The sequence below is a fragment of the Mycoplana sp. 10N416 genome (genome assembly GCF_056394765.1).
Genome location: NZ_JBFTIM010000002.1, coordinates 580,939 through 598,979, shown reverse-complemented (window position 1 = coordinate 598,979; position 18,041 = coordinate 580,939). Strand labels below are relative to the sequence as shown.

The window sequence follows — 18,041 nt, the reverse complement described above, 5'->3', positions numbered from 1 at the left end:
CTGGGATGTCTTGTCGATCAGGCGGCAAATGGACGGAGACATACCGGGGATGAGGTGGGATTTGAAACGGGGCGGTTGCCGGACGACTGAGCAAGCGGCCATGGATCGCGCCAGACAATTTGCGGCGGCATGCATCGGCTCGCTTTCGAGCGCGCCACGCCATGGCCGCCGGCTGCGACATCTTTTGGCTGGATCGGCACTTGCGACCGCAAGCGGTCCGTCCGGCGCTTTGGCGGCCAACGAAGCCAGTGCCCGCCTCCTTGGCTCCTCCGAGGTGGTGACCTTTTCCGTGCTGCTGGGCGTGGTGTCGGCGGCGCTGTTTTCCGCCATTTGGATGATCCGCCAGCGCAGCAGGTTGGAAGACGAGAACCGGGCGCTTCGTTCGACGGTGTCCGACACCAAGCACCGTAATGCTCGATTGCAGGCGCTGATCAGCGACAAGAATCGCCGCATCATCATCTGGGACGGTTTTTCGCAGAAGCCGGAACTGCTTGGCCAGTTGCCGCCAGAAACCGGCGCCCCCACCGTCGACGGCGAGTTTCTTGCCTTGGGGCGCTGGCTCAAGCCAGGTTCGGCAGCGGAGGCGGAGCGGGCAATCGAGGCGCTACGGTCGCATGCACAGAGCTTCGACCTGATCGTCGAGACCAGTCGAGACGAGATCATCGAGGTCCAGGGCCGCGTTTCCGGCGGTCAGGCCTTTGTGCGCTTCGTCGCGCTCAACAATCTGCGCCGCGAGGCCGCCGAATTGGAGCTCGAACGCGACCGGCTGGAGCAATCCCTGACCGTCTTCCAGAACCTTTTGGACTCGCTCGATCTGCCGGTCTGGCAGCGCGCGAAGGAAGGAACACTCGTCTGGGCGAACGCGGCCTATGGCGAGGCAGTCGAGGCCCGCGATGCCGAGGAGGCCGTACGCGAAGGCCGCGAACTTCTGCCGGCCGTCGCCCGGGAAAAAATCCGAGCAAGCAGCACCGTCGACACACCGTTTCGCGATAGGGTTTCCACCGTCGTGCGCGGCACGCGCGGATTCTTCGACGTCGTGGATGCCCTTTGCCCCGCCGGCTCGGCGGGCATCGCGCTCGACGTGTCGGAGACCGAGGCCGTACGCGAAGAGCTGAAACGCACGCTGCAGAGCCATGCCGAGACGCTCGACCATCTGGCAACGCCGGTGGCGATTTTCGACGGCGCCCAGCGGCTACAGTTTTACAACCAGGCGTTCCAGCGGCTCTGGGACCTCGATATGGCTTTTCTCGAGAGCCATCCCGATCACGGTGAGATGCTGGATCGCCTTCGCGCCGCAGCAAAGCTGCCCGAGCAACTGAACTGGCGGCAGTGGAAGGAAAACGCCCTGTCCGTCTATCGGGCCATCGACACGCAGACCGACCTTTGGCACCTGCCGAACGGCCAGACACTGCGGGTCTTCGCGACTGCCCGCCCGCAAGGTGGGGCAACCTGGGTTTTCGAGAACCTGACGGAAAAGGTCGATCTCGAAACGCGCTACAACACGCTTGTGCAGGTCCAGGACGAGACGATCGATCATCTCTCCGAGGGCGTGGCGGTTTTCGGGCCGGACGGGCGTCTTCGCCTTTCTAACCCCGCCTTCCGGGCGATCTGGGGTATCACCGAGCAACAGGCACAACCGGGAACGCATATTCGCGACATCGAACTGGCATGCGCACCGTCCTATGACGGCGCCGACGGCTGGAAGCGGTTCGGTCAGCTCATCACCAGCTTCGACGACGAGCGCCCCTCGGACCGCGGCGTGCTCGAGCTCTCCACCGGTCTGGTGCTGGACTTTGCCGTCACTCCGCTCTCCAACGCCCAGACGATGCTGACGTTCGTCAACATCACCGACAGCGTGCGCGTGGAGCGCGCCCTGACGGAAAAGAACGAGGCGCTGCGCAAGGCCGACGCCTTGAAGAACGATTTTGTCCAGCACGTCTCCTACGAACTGCGCTCGCCGCTGACGAACATTATCGGGTTCGCCGACCTGCTCAAAACGCCGTCGATGGGGACGCTGAGCGAACGCCAGGCCGAATATGTCGATCACATCGCCACCTCGTCCGCAGTTCTGCTGACGATCGTCAACGACATCCTCGATCTGGCGACGGTCGACGCCGGGATCATGCAACTCGACCTTTCCGAGATCAGCCTGGCGGGCCTGCTCGACGAGGTCGCGGCGGTGTTTGCCGACCGACTGCAGGAAAGCCACGTGACGCTGGATATCGTCGCATCGGACGCGCTGGGCACGATCGTGGCCGATCACCAGCGATTGAAGCAGATCCTCATCAAGCTCCTGGCGAACGCTGCGAACTTTGCCGCGGACGGGACGAAAATTGAACTGAAATGCTGGCGTGAGGGCGAGGATCTGGCCTTCACCGTCTCCGACAATGGTCCCGGTATTCCGCAGGACGTGCTGCGCACCGTGTTCAGCCGGTTCGAAAGTCATGGCCGCCGCGGTGGCGCCGGTCTCGGCCTCTCCATCGTCGAGAGCTTCGTCAGCCTGCACCACGGCACCGTGACGATCGATAGCCGCGAGGGAGAAGGCACCCGCGTCACCTGCCGCATCCCGGCCGCCCAACTGCCGACAATCGTGGCAGCGGAATAGGACCATGCTCGTCGGCACGATCCATCTTTCGGACGAAGCGGAAACCATCCGCTTCGGCGAGGACATCGCCCGCGCGCTGCGCCCGGGCGATCTGGTTGCTCTTTCCGGCGATCTCGGCGCCGGTAAGTCGACCTTTGCCCGCGCGCTGATCCGCGCCGTTGCCGACGACGAGTTCCTGGAAGTGCCGAGCCCGACGTTCACGTTGGTGCAGAGCTATGCACTCCGCCTTCCGATCGCGCATTTCGACCTCTACCGCATCGCCGAGGCAGCGGAACTGGACGAGCTCGGGCTGGAGGAGGCGCTGGAGGATGGCGTCTGTCTCGTGGAATGGCCGGAGCGCGCGGAAGACGCCCTGCCGGCTGAGCGGCTCGCCCTGCGGTTCCTGCACGAAGGAACCGGCCGGCGCGTCGAGATCGAGGCCCCGGACGCCATCGCCGCGCGCGTCAGGCGAACGCTCGACATCCGCGCCTTCCTCGCTGGCGCCGGTTACCCGGACGCACGCCGGCGGCACCTGACGGGCGATGCATCCGTCCGGGCCTACGAGCACGTCTACGTGGGTGGCCAGCGCTTTGTCCTGATGGATTCGCCGCGCCATCCGCCGGGCCCGATTCTCGAGAATGGCAAATATTACCAGCAGATCGCCCACATCGCCGAGGACGTACGCCCGTTCGTGGCGATCGCCACCTATCTCGGCAGCCGTGGCTTTGCCGCGCCTGCGGTCTTCCACCACGACCTGGACCGCGGCATTCTCCTGCTCGAGGACCTCGGGACCGAGGGGGTCCTTGACCACCAGGGTCGGCCGATCGCCGAACGCTATCTGGAAAGCGTGGCATTGCTCGCCGAGCTGCATTCGCAACCGGTCAGCAATACGATCCCGATCGATGATGGAACGGACTACCGCATCCCCGACTTCGACCACGACGCGATCCAGATCGAGGTCAGCCTTCTGACCGACTGGTACCTGCCCTGGCGGACCGGAAGCCCCGCCAGCGATACCCTGCGGGCGGAATACAGGGCAATCTGGGCCGGTCTGGCCAGCCGGTTGGCATCGGCTGAAAAGAACCTGCTGTTGCGCGACTTCCATTCGCCCAACATCATCTGGCGGCCACAAGCGCAGGGTATCGACCGCGTCGGCATCATCGACTTCCAGGACGCGATGATCGGGCCCACAGCCTATGACGTCGCCTCGCTGGTACAGGACGCGCGCGTCGATGTCCCCGTCGAGCTTGCGCAACAGATGCTGGAGCGGTATCTGGACCTCAGGGCGCGGTCGGAAAACTTCGACCGCGACGCCTTTCTCGAGGCCTGGCACATCATGGCCGCGCAACGCAACTGCAAGCTCGTCGGCATCTGGGTCCGGCTCATGCAGCGCGACGGCAAGCCGGCTTATATGAGACATATGCCACGAACCCTGGAAAACCTGCGTGTTGCGCTCGGTCATCCATGCCTCTCCCCCTTGCGCGACTGGTGCAGAAAGGCTGGAATCCTGTCCGACGAATCATAAGGACGGATGCCGGCGATGAAGATCGAAAATGCCATGCTGCTCGCCGCAGGCCTCGGTACGCGCTTGCGCCCGGTCACCAATACGATGCCGAAGCCGCTGGTACCGATCGCGGGAAAGCCGATGATCGACTATGGCCTGGACGCGCTCGCTGCGGCCGGCGTGCGTCGCGCCGTCGTCAACGTGCATCACTTTGCCGGCCAGATGATCGATCACCTGTCCCGCCGCCAGCGGCCCGACATCTTGATTTCCGACGAGACGGATGCGCTGATGGATTCCGGCGGCGGACTTGCCAAGGGCCTGCAACTGCTCGGCCCTGAACCGGTCTTCGTCCTCAATGCGGACCTGTTCTGGGTTGGCGAACGCCAGGGAGAGGAGACGAACCTGCGCCGCCTCGCCTCCTTCTTCGATCCGGCCCGGATGGACATGGCGATGCTCTGCGTCCGCCTCGAAAACACCACCGGGCACAACGGCAAGAACGATTTCTCGATGGACGCGGAAGGCCGGCTGACGCGTTATAGTGCTGGCCTCGGCGAACCGGTGGTCTACGCCGGCGCGATCGCGATGCTGCCCTCGCTTCTCTCCGACGCCCCGAACGAGCCTTTCAATATCAACATCTACTTCGACCGCGCCATCGCTGCCGGCCGTCTCCGCGGCCTGATGCTCGACGGGCACTGGATCACCGTCGGCACGCCCGAAGCGATTGCCGAGGCCGAGGCGGCGGTCGGCAGGCGGGTCGGCGCGGCATGAACGGACGAACCGAAAGCGCTGGCAACGTCTTCTCGATCCACTCCGGCCTGCCCTTCCTGCAGACGCTTGCGCAAAGGATCTGCCAGGGAGAAATCATCTCCGGCTTCCGCTACGATCCGGCAGATCCGCTGTCGCTTGCCGACCTGACGATCTATGTGCCGACGCGCCGCTCGGCGCGAACGCTGCGCTCCGAATTCGTCGACCTGCTCGGCGGCCGCTCGGCGATCCTGCCCGTCATTCGCCCGCTCGGCGAAACGGACGACGACAGCGGTTTCTTCGACGAGATCGCTCCGGCGGCGCTCGACATGGCCGAGCCGCTGTCCGGCCCCGCGCGCCTGCTCGAACTCGCCCGGCTCGTTCTCGCCTGGCGCAACAGCCTGCCGGCCGCCATCACCGCCGTCCATGCCGAAAGCCCGCTCGTTGCCCCGGCGAGCCCGGCCGACGCGATCTGGCTCGCCCGCGAGCTTGCCGATCTCATCGATGCGATGGAGACGGAGGAACGCGATTGGCAGGCACTCGAGACGATTGACGCCAATGATCATGCGCAATGGTGGCAGTTGACCTTGGCTTTCCTGCGGATCGCCAGCGTGTTCTGGCCGCAACGGCTGCAGGAGCTGAACCGCTCGTCGCCCTCGATTCGTCGAAACGCCACGCTTGAAGCGGAAACCGAACGCTATCGGACCGCACCACCCGCGGGTCCGGTGATCATCGCCGGCTCCACGGGTTCGATTCCCGCTACCGCCCGGTTGATCGAGGCCGTCGCGGCGATGCCGAACGGTGCTGTCGTGTTGCCCGGGCTCGATTTTTCGATGTCGAACGACGAATGGCAGCTGGTCGCGCATGATCCGTCGGGCAACCCCTCCCAAGAGGCGTCAAACCGCAGCCACCCGCAATACGGCCTGAGCCGCCTGCTCGAGCGCCTCGGCCTCGACCGCACGATGGTCCTTCCCCTTGGACAACCGCAGCCCGATCTCGAACGGCGGGCCGACGTGCTGTCGCGGGCGCTCTTGCCCGTCCATGCCACCGCCGGCTGGGAAGAACAACGCCGAAGGGTGGACGATGGCGAGCTGCGCAATGCCTTTGCCGGCGTCTCGCTGGTCGAAGCACCCAATGAACGCGCGGAGGCGACCGCGATCGCCATCGCCCTTCGTCTCGCGCTCGAAGCCGGCGAAGAAAGCCAGGCCGCGCTGATCACGCCCGACCGCAAGCTGGCCCGGCGCGTCGCGATCGAACTTGCCCGCTTCGGCATCGAGGCCGACGATTCCGCCGGCACGCCACTGCTGTCGACGCCGCAGGGCGGCCTCGTGCGACTTCTGCTGGAAGCCACGCTTCGTCCCGGCGATCCCGTCGCCCTTGTGGCCCTCCTGAAACATCCGCTGGCGCGGTTCGGCCTGCCCGCCGAGACGATGGGCAAGGCAGCCACCGCATTGGAGCTCTACGCGCTTCGCGGTGGGACGACCGAAGTCGATATTTCCGCCCTCGAACCCCTCCTGGACGAAGCCCTTTCACGCCACTCCGCCGACAGGAAGCCGCCCGCCTGGCGCGAAGCGATCAGCGACGATGCCGCGCCCATGGCCTTTGACCTGGCGCGGCGGATCGCCGCCGCCGTCGAGCCACTGGCTGGTGTCCTGGTGCGCCACGGCCGCAGCGGACGGCGCTACACCTCGGCGCTGCCGCTGTCCGATTGGGCCGAGCTCACCGGGCGGGCATTGGAGGCCGTCGCTGTCGACGAACATGGCAGCCTCGCCGGCCTCTGGTCCGGGGAGGCCGGCGACGGCCTCGCATCGCTCCTCAAGGGCGTCATGGAAGCAGAGGGCCAGCTCGAGGCGGACGGGCCGCAATGGTGCGATGCGCTCGAGGCGCTCGGCGCCAGCGAAACCGTCAAGCCGCGCTCCATGCGCCATCCGCGGGTGTTCATCTTCGGGGCGCTCGAATCGCGCCTGCAAAACGTCGATACGATCGTCATCGGCGGTCTGAACGAGGGAACCTGGCCGGGACAGACAACCAACGACGCCTTCCTGTCGCGCGTCATGAAAGCCAATATCGGGCTGGAGCCGCCGGAGCGGCGCATCGGACAGCTCGCGCACGATTTCCAGATGGCCTGCGCGGCAAAGAACCTGGTGTTGACCCGCGCGATGCGCAGCGGCACGTCCCCCACCGTCGCCTCGCGCTGGCTGCAGCGGCTGCTCGCCGTCGGTGGCGAGGCGCTTGGCAACGATCTCCGCAGACAAGGCAGTGACTTCCTGCACTGGGCGAACCTCCTCGACGAACGCCCGCCGCAAAAGCCGGCGGCGCGGCCCGAGCCTCGTCCCCCGGCAGAGCTCCAGCCGCGCAGCTATTCCTTCAGCGAGGTCGGGCGGCTGCGCCGCGATCCCTATGCGATCTATGCGCGCCGGATCCTGCGCCTTCATCCGGTCGCGCCGTTCAATATCGATCCGGGTGCTGCCGAGCGCGGAACGCTCTACCACCGGATCGTCGATCGCTACGTGCGCGAGCGGTCGAGCGACGGCGCCGATCCCGAGCTGATGGGCCGCATTACCGCGGAAGAGTTCGACCGCATCGCTCTGCCCTTGCACATTAACGCCGTCTGGCGTCCGCGCTTCCAGGCGGTCGCGCGCGCCTTTCTCGACTGGGACACCAGGCGACGCGCCTCCGTGGTCAAGAGCCTGACGGAAGTGCCCGCCTCGCTCGAACTCGGTATCCCCGGCTTGCGCCTGACCGGCGTCGCCGACCGCATCGATCTGTACGCCGATGGCCGCGCCGACCTGATTGACTACAAGACCGGCAGCTCGCCATCGCTGAAAATCGCCCGCGCGCTGCTCGATCCGCAGCTTGCGCTCGAAGCCGCCGCGCTCAAGCGAGGCGGGTTCCGCGACCTCAAGCAAATAGCGCCGGCCGACCTCACCTATGTTCGGCTGAAGCCCGGCGACCGCTTCGGCGCCGAGAACGTCAACAACGAGCACGCAAAGCCGACGAAGGACCGGCAGCCAAAATCGGCCGCAGATCTCGCCGACGAGGCTCTCGGCGAGCTTGAAAAGCTGCTGACGCAGCTGCTTGCCGGGCGCTACGGCTTCGCCTCGCGGGTCATTCCGGAAGCAGAGCGCGACTTTGGCGGTGAATACGACCACCTCGCGCGGGTTGCGGAATGGTCGACGGCCGAGGGCAGCGAAGGAGAGGACGATGCTTAAGGACGACCGGCCGCATGCCGACGATCCCGGCGCCTGGCTGAGCTGGACCGGCCGCAAGCAGGCCGCCGCCTCCGACCCCTCCGGTTCGGCCTGGGTTTCGGCCAATGCCGGCTCCGGCAAGACACACGTGCTGACGCAACGGGTGATCCGCCTGCTGCTCGCCGGCTGCCGACCCTCGGCCATTCTCTGCCTCACCTACACCAAGGCGGCGGCATCGGAAATGTCGAACCGCGTCTTCGACCGCCTCGCCGAATGGGCGGTGCTGCCCGACGAAGCGCTGGCCGCCCGCGTCGAGGAGATCGAAGGCGTGCGGCCGGACGAGCTGAAGCTCGCGGAAGCGCGCCGCCTTTTCGCCCGCGCGCTGGAGACGCCGGGTGGCCTGAAGATCCAGACCATTCACGCCTTCTGCGAGGCGCTGCTGCATCAGTTTCCGCTCGAGGCCAACGTCGCCGGCCATTTCTCCGTGCTCGACGACCGGGCCGCGGCGGTTCTCCTCGCCGATGCCCGCAGATCGCTTCTGACCGCCACCTCGACGGAGGACGACCCCGCACTTGCCGAAGCCTTCGCGACGGTCCTCGACATTGCCGACGACACCGGGCTCGAACGGCTGATCGGCGACATTATCGCCAACCGGGGCGCCATTCGCGACTTCATCGAGACGGCCACGGAACATGGTGGCACGCAGGCCTTTCTGCGCGAGCAGCTCGGCTTTGGGCCGGGGGAAGACGCCGCAAGCCTCACCGAAGCCTTCTGGCCGCCCCGCAACTTCGACGCAAACCTGTTCCGGCGGTACATCGAGACGGCGCTCGCTGTCGGTAGCGAGACGGTCAAGGGCAATGTCGCGGTCCTTGCAACAGTGCCCGAACTGCGCGATCCGGAGCAACGGCGAACGACCCTGTGCGAGATCTTCTTCACCGCCAGCGGGACGCCCGCCAGCCTCGACCGCGCTCTCCTATCAAAGAAGATCAAGGATGCGTCTGCCGATTTCGAGCCGTTCTTTGCTGACTTTCAGAGCCACGTGATCGCCTGCCAGGACCGCTTGCGGCGGTTTGACATGTTCGAGGCCACTTGCGCCGCGCTTGTCATCGCCGAGCGACTTATCGGTGACTACGAGGACCTCAAGCGCGGCCGCAGTCTGCTCGACTTTGACGACCTTATCGACCGCGCCGCCGCGCTGCTGACCCGCAGCGATGTCGGCGCCTGGATTCACTACAAGCTCGACCAAGGCATCGATCACGTGCTGGTGGACGAGGCACAGGACACAAGCCCGCGGCAATGGGCGATTATCGGCGCGCTGACCGGCGAATTCTTCGCCGGCTCCAGTGCGCGCAACGCGGTGCGCACCGTCTTTGCCGTCGGCGATGAAAAGCAGTCGATCTATTCCTTCCAGGGCGCGCGCCCGGAGCGCTTCGCGCAGGAAGGTCGGGAAACGGCGCGGCGGGCGAATGACGCGGAGATCGCCTTCCAGACGATCCGGCTGCTGCTGTCCTTCCGCTCGACTCGCGACGTGCTCTCCGCCGTTGATCAGGTCTTCTCCATCGCCGATCATGCGCGTGGACTTTCGCCCGACAACGCCGACATCGTCCACGCCTCGAACCGGGGCCGTGAGCCGGGCGCGGTGGACGTCTGGGAGGTGATCGCGCCGGTCGAAGCGATCGACGAGGAGGATTGGACGGCCCCCTTCGACGCGGTGCCGGAACGGGCGCCGGTCAATGTCCTTGCCCGGCGCATCGCCGATACGATTGCCAGTTGGATCGGCCAGGAGACAGTGACGGAAAAGGGTGTCGCGCGGCCGATGCGGCCCGGCGATATCATCGTCCTCGTTCGCAAGCGCGATGCCTTCGTCAACGCCCTGACGCGCGCATTGAAGCAGCCGCATCAGATCCCCGTCGCCGGCGCCGACCGGCTGGTACTAACCGGGCACATCGCCGTGCTGGACCTGCTTGCGCTCGGTCGCTTTGCGCTGCTGCCCGAGGACGACCTGTCGCTGGCCGCCCTTTTGAAAAGCCCGCTGTTCGGATTATCCGAGGAAACGCTGTTCGAGCTTGCGGCGCGCAGGCCGGAGCGGACAAGCCTCTGGCACCACCTGCAAACCCAGGCCGAAGGGGACGACGTCGTTTCAGCAATCGTGAGCCGGCTGAACCACTTCGCACAGTTGGCCCGCGCGCTGCCCGTTCATGATTTCTATGCCCGCGTGATCGGCGCGCTCGGCGGCCGTGCAGCCTTCCTGGCGCGCCTGGGGCAGGAAGCCGGCGAAATCATCGACGAATTCCTCTCCTTCGCGCTGGAGCAGGAGGAGAACGGCCTGCCTGGCCTGCAGGCGTTCATCTCGACGCTGGAGTTGGAGGCGCCGAGCGTCAAGCGGGAGCAGGACAAGGGTCGCGACGAAGTGCGCATCATGACGGTGCACGCAGCCAAGGGACTCGAGGCTCCTGTCGTTTTTCTCGTGGACGGCGGCGGCGCGCCGTTCACGCACACGCATATGCCGAAATTTCGCTTCCTGGCCGGAGCGGGCAGCGATGGCGGCGCCCTGCCTGCCTGGCTGCCAACCACCTCCCTCGGCAATGCCCTGACGGAGACCGATGCCCTGCGCCTCAGCACGCAGGCGGAAGAGGAATACCGCCGCCTGCTCTATGTCGCCATGACCCGCGCCGCCGACCGACTGATCGTCTGCGGTTACCGCGGCAAGAAGGAAAGCAAGGGCACCTGGCATGGAATGGTTCAGCTGGCACTCTCGCAGGACGCCCGCTGCAACGAGATCACATATTCGACCGCGTCGGACAAATGGCTTGGCCATGCCTGGCGGGAGCCCGATGCCCGAGGCGGTTCACCCGAAGCCGTCATTCAGGCCGAGGCGGAGCGTGCATCGCCGCTACCACCGGCGCTGAGCCGTCCCCTGCCGCCGCAGCGCCATCTGCCCCGCCCCTTGAGCCCCTCCGGCGCGGCCGCAGTTATCGACACATCGCAATCCGATCTGATCGTTGGCTCGGCGCTCTTTGCGTCGCGCACGGGATCGGGGACCGGCCGCTCGCTCGAACGCGGCCGGATTCTCCATCGCTTCCTGCAGATCCTGCCTGGATTGCCCGTCGCCAACCGCCCGGCGGCGGCGCGGCGGTACCTTGACCGCGCCACGCGGCATTGGCCGGGCCGTGACCGGGACAATCTTGTCAGTGCCGCTTTTGCGATCATGCAGGAACGATCTCTTGCTGCGATCTTTTCACCGCTCGCACGCGCCGAGGTCTCCATCATGGGCACGATGAGACTCGGACGGACGGACTATGCGGTGTCCGGGCGCATTGACCGGATGGTCGTCACGCAGGACGCGGTCGAGATCGTCGACTTCAAGACGAATCGGCAGCCGCCGACCGCCAAGGCCGACCTCCCCTTCGAGCATGTCGCGCAGCTCTCGATCTATCGTGCGATCCTGGCGCCGCTCTATCCCGGCCGGACGATCCGCTGCGGCCTGGTCTATACCGAAGCGCCGCAGGTCTTCTGGCTTGCTGACGAAGCCATGGCCGCAAGTCTTGCCGAGCTTGCGACAAAGTGAGATACCGGCATTGAAATGGCTCCGGCCCCTCATCACATGAAGTGCAACCTCAATCTCCCAAGGAGCAGCCCCTCATGGCTACCGTGAAAGTTGACAATTCTAATTTCCAGGCCGAAGTCCTCAATTCCGCCGAGCCGGTGGTCGTTGATTTCTGGGCAGAATGGTGCGGCCCGTGCAAGATGATCGCACCCGCACTGGAGGAGATTTCTGCCGAGCTCGCCGGCAAGGTGAAGGTTGCCAAGCTGAACATCGACGAGAACCCGGAACTTGCTGCGCAATTCGGCGTGCGCTCTATCCCGACGCTTGCCATCTTCAAGGGCGGCCAGGTGGCGGACATCAAGGTCGGCGCGGCCCCGAAGACGGCGCTGTCGTCCTGGATTTCGACTGCAGCGGCATAATCCGCTTGCGCACCGATGCTTTGAAAGGCCCGGTTTTTCCGGGCCTTTTTGTTGTTGGGTGACATTGTTCGAGCAATGCGGCCACCCTCAGGTCGGCGGCGTTCCGTTGTCGGCAAGCACGTCGCCGGCGAGATAAAGCGAACCGCCGATAAGGATGCGGGGCGCGACCGCGTCATCCTCGACGATGCGGCCGATCGCATGCAGTGCTTCGGCAACGGAGGAGACCGGCTCGGCCTGCAGTCCTGCATCCATTGCATCGCTTGCCAGCGCCACCGGATCGATGCCCGCGTCCGAACCGCGAATCGGCACGGTGAAGACACGCTCGGCAATCCCCCGGAACGCCTCGAAGAAGCCGACCGGATCCTTGGTATTGATCATGCCGATGACGAGGAAGAGCGGCCGCGGATCGCGTTCCTCGTACGTCGCCATCGTCTCGGCGATCACCACGCCGGCGCCCGGATTGTGTCCGCCGTCGACCCAGATCTCCGAGGATGCCGGCGCGACCTTCGTCAACGCACCGACGGTAAGCCGTTGCAATCGACCCGGCCACTCGACCGAAACGAGACCCCGTTCGATGGCTCGCTCGGTCACCGGCAGACCGGTTGCCTTGACCGCACGGATTGCCGCAGCGGCGTTCGCAAACTGATGCCGCCCGGGAAGCTTTGGCGGCGGGAGGTCAAAAAGACCGAACTCGTCCTGATAGACCATGCGGCCAAATTCCTCGTAGGCGAGGAAATCCTGGCCGTAGACCGCATGCGGGCAGGAGAGACGCTCGGCAGTGGCGACGAGCACGTCGCGAGCCGCATCCTCGGCCTGCTGCCCAATAACGACAGGCGCACCCTTCTTCATGATCCCAGCCTTCTCGGCCGCGATCAGCTCGACGCGATCACCGAGATAAGCCTGGTGATCCAGGGCGATCGGCATGATGACCGATACCGCCGGCTGCTCGATGACGTTGGTGGCGTCGAAGCGGCCGCCGAGCCCGACCTCGATGATCGCAACATCGGCCGGATGCTCGGAAAAGAGGAGGAATGTGACGGCGGTCAGGATCTCGAAAACCGTGATCTTCTCACCACCGTTGGCGTCGGCGACCCGACGCACGGCGTCGGCCAGGACCGAGTCGGAAACGAATGCGCCACCGCCATCCTTCCGGCCAAGCCGGTAGCGCTCGTGCCAATTGACGAGATGGGGAGAGGTGTGGACGTGGACGGAAAGGCCGGCGGCTTCCAGAATGGCCCGGCTGAAGGCCGTGACCGATCCCTTGCCATTCGTGCCGGCGACATGGATCACGGGCGGGAGGCGCTTGTGCGGATCGCCAAGCGCCGAAAGCAGGCGCGTGATGCGATCCAGCGACAAATCGAAACCCTTGGGGTGCAGGGCAAGGAGCTTCTCGATCTCCCGACCCGCCTCGGTCATGTCGGCCGTTTCCATGTCGCGCCTCTGCCCCGGATCAATCAGGCGCTGGCGGCAATGGCGACAACGCCAGCCGACTTGGTGGCCTCTGCAACCGGTTTTTTCGTCAGAATCTTCAGAATGCGCGCCAGCGTATCGGGGATATCATGGCGCTTGACCACCATGTCCACCATACCGTGCTCCAGCAGGTACTCGGACGTCTGGAAGCCTTCCGGCAACTGTTCGCGGATCGTCTGTTCGATCACCCGCTTGCCGGCAAAGCAGATTTCGGCACCCGGTTCGGCCATGTGGACGTCGCCGAGCATGGCATAGGATGCCGTGACGCCGCCGGTCGTGGGGTTGGTCAGGACGACGATATAGGGCAGCCCCGCTTCCTTCAGCATCTCGACCGCGACCGTCGTGCGCGGCAGCTGCATCAGCGACAGGATCCCCTCCTGCATGCGCGCGCCACCGGAGGCCGGAAACATCACCAGCGGGCACTTTTCCGAGATCGCCCGCTCAAAGGCCTTGACGATCGCCTCGCCCGCAGCAATTCCGAGCGAGCCGCCCATGAAGTTGAACTCATGCACGACAGCGACGAGCTTCAGGCCGCGGACACGTCCGACGCCCGCCAGAATCGTGTCTTCCTGCTCGGTCTTGGCGCGGCTGTCCTTGAGGCGGTCGACATACTTCTTGGAATCGCGAAACTTCAGCGGATCCTGCGCCACCTTCGGCTGCGGCAGGGCCTCGTAGGCGCCGTCATCGAACAGGTCCTTCAGCCGAGCCTTGGCCGGCATCTTCATGTGATAGCCGGAAGCCGGGATGACCCACTTGTTCTCTTCGAGGTCGCGATGAAAGACCATCTCGCCCGTTTCCGGGCACTTGATCCAGAGGTTCTCCGGAACTTCCCTGCGGCCCAGCATCGAATTGATCTTCGGCCGAACGTAGTTTGTGATCCAGTTCACTGAAGTTACTCCTGAATTTTTCGCCCCTATGTGGGGATTTATTCCGCTGCGGCAAGCCGGGCGCCGCGCACGCCCGATGCGAGGCTGCGCACCAGCGCCTCAACACCGGCGACGGTCGCTTCGCTGGCAGCGCCCTCGGCCGTGAGGCTCGACGCGATCTGGTTGACGATTGCGCTGCCGACGACAACGCCGTCCGCCGAGGCGCCGATGGCGCGCGCGTGCTCCGCCGTCTTGACACCGAAGCCGACGCAGACGGGCAGTTTCGTATGGTTCTTGATCTTGCTGACGGCGCCGCCGATCAAGGCCGGATCCGGCAGCGCCGATCCGGTAATGCCGTTCATCGACACGTAGTAGACGAACCCGGACGTGTTCTCGAGCACCTTCGGAAGGCGCTTCGCGTCCGTAGTCGGCGTGGCCAGCCGGATGAAGTTGATTCCCCGCTCAAGCGCCGGAATGCAGAGTTCGTCGTCCATCTCCGGCGGAAGGTCGACGACGATCAGCCCGTCGATGCCGGCTGCCAGCGCATCCTCCAGGAAACGGTCGACGCCGTAGATGTAGATCGGATTGTAGTATCCCATCAGCACGATCGGCGTGTCGGCGTCCTCGAGGCGGAAGTCGCGCGCCATCTGCAGGGTCTTGGCCAGTGTCTGCCCGCCCTTTAGCGAGCGCTGGCCCGCGAGCTGGATCGCCGGGCCGTCGGCCATCGGATCGGAAAAGGGCATGCCGAGTTCGATCACATCCGCACCGGCCTTCGGCAAGGCCTTCATGATGGCAAGCGAGCTTGCGTAATCCGGGTCGCCGCCCATGAAATAGGTCACGAGCGCCGGGCGGCCCTCGGCTGCGAGATCGGCAAAGCGTTTGTCCATGCGCGCGGTCATCTTAGAGCTCCATGCCGAGAATCTTGCCGACGGTGAAGATGTCCTTGTCGCCGCGGCCGGAGAGATTCATCAGGATGATTTCGTCCTTGCCCATCTTCGGTGCGCGCTTGATCACCTCGGCCAACGCATGGCTCGGCTCAAGCGCCGGGATGATGCCTTCGACCCGGGTCAGAAGCTGGAAGGCTTCGAGCGCCTCGTAGTCCATGATCGGCACGTATTCGGCGCGGCCGACGTCGTTCAGCCAGGAGTGCTCCGGTCCAATGCCCGGATAGTCGAGACCTGCCGATATCGAATGGCCTTCCTTGATCTGGCCGTCGCCGTCCTGCAGCAGATAGGTGCGGTTGCCATGCAGCACGCCCGGCGAGCCCGCCGTGATCGAGGCGCAGTGCTCCTCTCCGTCGAGCCCCTTACCGCCGGCCTCGACGCCGACGATCTTCACGTCCTTGTCGTCGAGGAACGGATGGAAGATGCCGATGGCGTTCGAGCCACCGCCCACGGCGGCGATGACGACGTCGGGCAGCCGGCCTTCCGCCGCCAGGATCTGTTCGCGCGCCTCGCGGCCGATCACGGCCTGGAAATCGCGGACCATTTCCGGATAGGGGTGCGGGCCTGCGGCCGTGCCGATCAGGTAGTAGGTGTCGTCGACATTCGTGACCCAGTCGCGCAGGGCCTCGTTCATCGCATCCTTTAGCGTGCCGTGGCCGGCGGTGACCGGCTTCACCTCGGCGCCGAGCAGCTTCATGCGGAAGACGTTCGGCGCCTGGCGCTCGACGTCGGTGGCGCCCATGTAGACGACGCAAGGCAGACCGAAGCGCGCGGCAACCGTCGCGGAGGCAACGCCGTGCTGTCCAGCACCGGTCTCGGCGATGATCCGCGTCTTGCCCATGCGCTTGGCCAGCAGGATCTGGCCGATGCAGTTGTTGATCTTGTGCGATCCGGTGTGGTTCAGTTCCTCGCGTTTGAAGTAGATCTTCGCGCCGCCGAGATGCTCCGTCAGGCGCTCGGCGAAGTACAGCGGCGAGGGCCGGCCGATGTAATGGGTACCGAGATTGGCCAGTTCCTTCTGGAACTCCGGATCCGTCTTCGCCTCGTCCCATTTCTCCTGCAGGTCGAGGATCAGCGGCATCAACGTTTCGGCGACGAAGCGGCCGCCATAGATGCCAAAGCGCCCGTCCTCATCGGGACCACCGCGAAACGAATTCAGATTGGGTGACTGATTCACATCCTGCTCCCTGCGGCCACGGCCGGATCGGTCGCCCGCCGTACCGCTGCAAAAAACTCTTCCATCTTGCCGATGTCCTTGACGCCAGGGGCACTTTCGACCCCAGACGAGATATCGATGCCCGGCGCGCGCGTCACCGCGATGGCTTCGCCGACATTGTCCTTGTTCAATCCACCGGAAAGCATGTAATCGAGGCCGTCGTCAAGCGCATGCATCAGGGCCCAGTCGAAGGATACGCCATTGCCACCGGGTAGATCGGAACCGGCCGGCGGTTTTGCATCGAACAGGAACCGGTCGGCAATGCCGACGTAGGCGTCGATCTTTTCCAGATCCGCCGCCTCACGCACGGAAAAGGCCTTCATCACCGGCAGCCCGTAAACGGCCTTGATCGTCAGGACGCGCTCCGGACTTTCGCTGCCATGCAATTGCAGGATATCCGGCCGCAGAAGCGCAACGACTTCGTCCAGATCATCGTTGTCGGCGTTTACGGTCACGGCGACGATCTTCGCGCGGCCACGCGCCAGCTCGGCCAGCTCGGCAGCGTCCGCCGGCTCGATATTGCGCGGGCTTTTTGCGAAGAAGATGAAGCCGATGTGGCTGGCACCGAGATCGACGGCACGCTGCACTGCCTCACAGGTTTTCAGCCCGCAAATCTTGATGTCGAGGTTTGTCCTGGCACTGCTGTTCATGGGGATGGACCTCGCATGAAATCGCCGAAGAGTCGAGGACATTCGCCTCGCCCCTGACAAGGCGGTCAGTCGAAATCGAGAGCGTGAAGCATGGTGCCGTTACGCTTGAGCCAGTGCTTGGCTTCGTCGACGCGCGGGCACAGCTCTCCGCACAGCTTCCAGAACGCGGGGCCGTGGTTCATCTCGCGCAAATGCGCAACCTCGTGAGCGGCGAGGTAGTCTATCACGAAGGGAGGGGCCATGACGATTCGCCAGGAAAAGCTGAGCGCACCGTCCGCGGAGCAGGAACCCCAGCGGCTGCGTGTGTCTCGCAGCGTCAGCGAACGGACCTTGCGGCCAACGTTCGGTGCATGGATTGCGACACGCGCCTCCAGGTCCTTCCGCGCTTCCTTCTTGAGGAAGTCAGAAATGCGTCTCGGCACGTGCTCGCTCAGGCCGCTGACCCGCAGGACCGGCTCACCGTCGACCATCACGGCCTCTGTCAGACCGCGCAGCTTGCCGGTTTCCTCGATGCGATGGGCAACGCCGCGGATTAAGATGTGATGGCCGTCCGACAGCGTACTGGTCGTCGAAAACCGTGCGAGCTTGGTCATCAGCCAAGCCTGATGCCGATCGAGAAAATCCCGGATCTCACGCTCGGGAAGGCCGGTCGGCACCGTCATCCTCAGTGCCCGCCCGCCGGGCTCGATGCGCAGCGTCAGCCGTGTGGCTTGGGCGTTGCGGCGGATCGTCAGCGGCACGCTCCTGCCATTCACCTCGACCTGCCTGGTCTCCGGTGGAGGCGGCGTCCCGGAGGCACGGCGGGATTTCAGAAGAGAGGAAAACATCAGGTCCTTATTAGCCGATTCGCGTTGCCATTGAACCACGCAAAACCGGCGCCGCGAGGGCGCCGGCAATCACGTCGGC

At 65.0% G+C, this 18,041-nt stretch carries 12 protein-coding genes; 6 read left to right on the top strand and 6 right to left on the bottom strand.

The window, feature by feature from the left end:
* The first annotated feature begins 100 nt into the window (after positions 1-100).
* The 6 genes from AC1DDS_RS07040 (at position 101) to trxA (ending at position 11,989) form a co-directional block, all read left to right on the top strand.
* Positions 101-2,605 carry a sensor histidine kinase gene (locus tag AC1DDS_RS07040; RefSeq protein ID WP_477478217.1) on the top strand — a complete coding sequence of 835 codons (2,505 nt, stop codon included), beginning with the start codon at positions 101-103 and terminating at the stop codon, positions 2,603-2,605.
* 4 nt (positions 2,606-2,609) lie between these two features.
* Positions 2,610-4,109 carry a tRNA (adenosine(37)-N6)-threonylcarbamoyltransferase complex ATPase subunit type 1 TsaE gene (tsaE, locus tag AC1DDS_RS07035; RefSeq protein WP_477478216.1) on the top strand — a complete coding sequence of 500 codons (1,500 nt, stop codon included), beginning with the start codon at positions 2,610-2,612 and terminating at the stop codon, positions 4,107-4,109.
* 15 nt (positions 4,110-4,124) lie between these two features.
* The gene (locus AC1DDS_RS07030; RefSeq protein ID WP_477478215.1) at positions 4,125-4,856 is read left to right on the top strand and encodes a nucleotidyltransferase family protein; all 732 of its coding nucleotides are present in this window, start codon (positions 4,125-4,127) and stop codon (positions 4,854-4,856) included.
* Positions 4,853-8,044: a double-strand break repair protein AddB gene (gene addB / locus AC1DDS_RS07025; RefSeq protein WP_477478214.1), complete on the top strand. Its 3,192-nt coding sequence runs from the start codon at positions 4,853-4,855 to the stop codon at positions 8,042-8,044. Before AC1DDS_RS07030 ends, addB begins: the two co-directional genes overlap by 4 nt.
* Positions 8,037-11,591 (top strand): double-strand break repair helicase AddA, encoded by a 3,555-nt coding sequence (gene addA, locus AC1DDS_RS07020; protein WP_477478213.1) that lies wholly within the window; start codon positions 8,037-8,039, stop codon positions 11,589-11,591. The genes addB and addA overlap by 8 nt, the downstream gene beginning before the upstream one ends.
* Before the next feature lie 74 nt (positions 11,592-11,665).
* Complete coding sequence (gene trxA / locus AC1DDS_RS07015) at positions 11,666-11,989, top strand: thioredoxin (protein ID WP_477478212.1); 324 nt, start codon at positions 11,666-11,668, stop codon at positions 11,987-11,989.
* 87 nt (positions 11,990-12,076) lie between these two features.
* Here trxA and AC1DDS_RS07010 read toward each other — a convergent pair whose 3' ends face one another.
* From AC1DDS_RS07010 to AC1DDS_RS06985, 6 genes are all read right to left on the bottom strand, one after another.
* On the bottom strand, positions 12,077-13,405 hold the full coding sequence (locus AC1DDS_RS07010; RefSeq protein WP_477478257.1) for a bifunctional folylpolyglutamate synthase/dihydrofolate synthase: 1,329 nt from the start codon (positions 13,403-13,405) through the stop codon (positions 12,077-12,079).
* 38 nt (positions 13,406-13,443) lie between these two features.
* Positions 13,444-14,346: an acetyl-CoA carboxylase, carboxyltransferase subunit beta gene (gene accD, locus AC1DDS_RS07005; protein ID WP_310414170.1), complete on the bottom strand. Its 903-nt coding sequence runs from the start codon at positions 14,344-14,346 to the stop codon at positions 13,444-13,446.
* 38 nt (positions 14,347-14,384) lie between these two features.
* Complete coding sequence (trpA, locus tag AC1DDS_RS07000) at positions 14,385-15,224, bottom strand: tryptophan synthase subunit alpha (protein ID WP_310414168.1); 840 nt, start codon at positions 15,222-15,224, stop codon at positions 14,385-14,387.
* Between the two features lies 1 nt (position 15,225).
* Complete coding sequence (gene trpB / locus AC1DDS_RS06995; RefSeq protein ID WP_477478211.1) at positions 15,226-16,446, bottom strand: tryptophan synthase subunit beta; 1,221 nt, start codon at positions 16,444-16,446, stop codon at positions 15,226-15,228.
* Positions 16,443-17,135 carry a phosphoribosylanthranilate isomerase gene (locus tag AC1DDS_RS06990; RefSeq protein WP_477478210.1) on the bottom strand — a complete coding sequence of 231 codons (693 nt, stop codon included), beginning with the start codon at positions 17,133-17,135 and terminating at the stop codon, positions 16,443-16,445. Before AC1DDS_RS06990 ends, trpB begins: the two co-directional genes overlap by 4 nt.
* 65 nt (positions 17,136-17,200) lie before the next feature.
* Positions 17,201-17,962, bottom strand: coding sequence for a M48 family metallopeptidase (locus AC1DDS_RS06985; protein ID WP_477478209.1), 762 nt, complete (start codon positions 17,960-17,962; stop codon positions 17,201-17,203).
* Positions 17,963-18,041: the final 79 nt, after the last annotated feature.

Coding starts and splice junctions, on each gene's coding strand:
- AC1DDS_RS06985 (WP_477478209.1), bottom strand. CDS start 17,962: ATGTTTTCCTCTCTTCTGAAATCCCGCCGTGCCTCCGGGACGCCGCCT.
- trpA (WP_310414168.1), bottom strand. CDS start 15,224: ATGACCGCGCGCATGGACAAACGCTTTGCCGATCTCGCAGCCGAGGGC.
- trxA (WP_477478212.1), top strand. CDS start 11,666: ATGGCTACCGTGAAAGTTGACAATTCTAATTTCCAGGCCGAAGTCCTC.
- AC1DDS_RS06990 (WP_477478210.1), bottom strand. CDS start 17,135: ATGAACAGCAGTGCCAGGACAAACCTCGACATCAAGATTTGCGGGCTG.
- tsaE (WP_477478216.1), top strand. CDS start 2,610: ATGCTCGTCGGCACGATCCATCTTTCGGACGAAGCGGAAACCATCCGC.
- AC1DDS_RS07030 (WP_477478215.1), top strand. CDS start 4,125: ATGAAGATCGAAAATGCCATGCTGCTCGCCGCAGGCCTCGGTACGCGC.
- AC1DDS_RS07040 (WP_477478217.1), top strand. CDS start 101: ATGGATCGCGCCAGACAATTTGCGGCGGCATGCATCGGCTCGCTTTCG.
- addB (WP_477478214.1), top strand. CDS start 4,853: ATGAACGGACGAACCGAAAGCGCTGGCAACGTCTTCTCGATCCACTCC.
- AC1DDS_RS07010 (WP_477478257.1), bottom strand. CDS start 13,405: ATGACCGAGGCGGGTCGGGAGATCGAGAAGCTCCTTGCCCTGCACCCC.
- addA (WP_477478213.1), top strand. CDS start 8,037: ATGCTTAAGGACGACCGGCCGCATGCCGACGATCCCGGCGCCTGGCTG.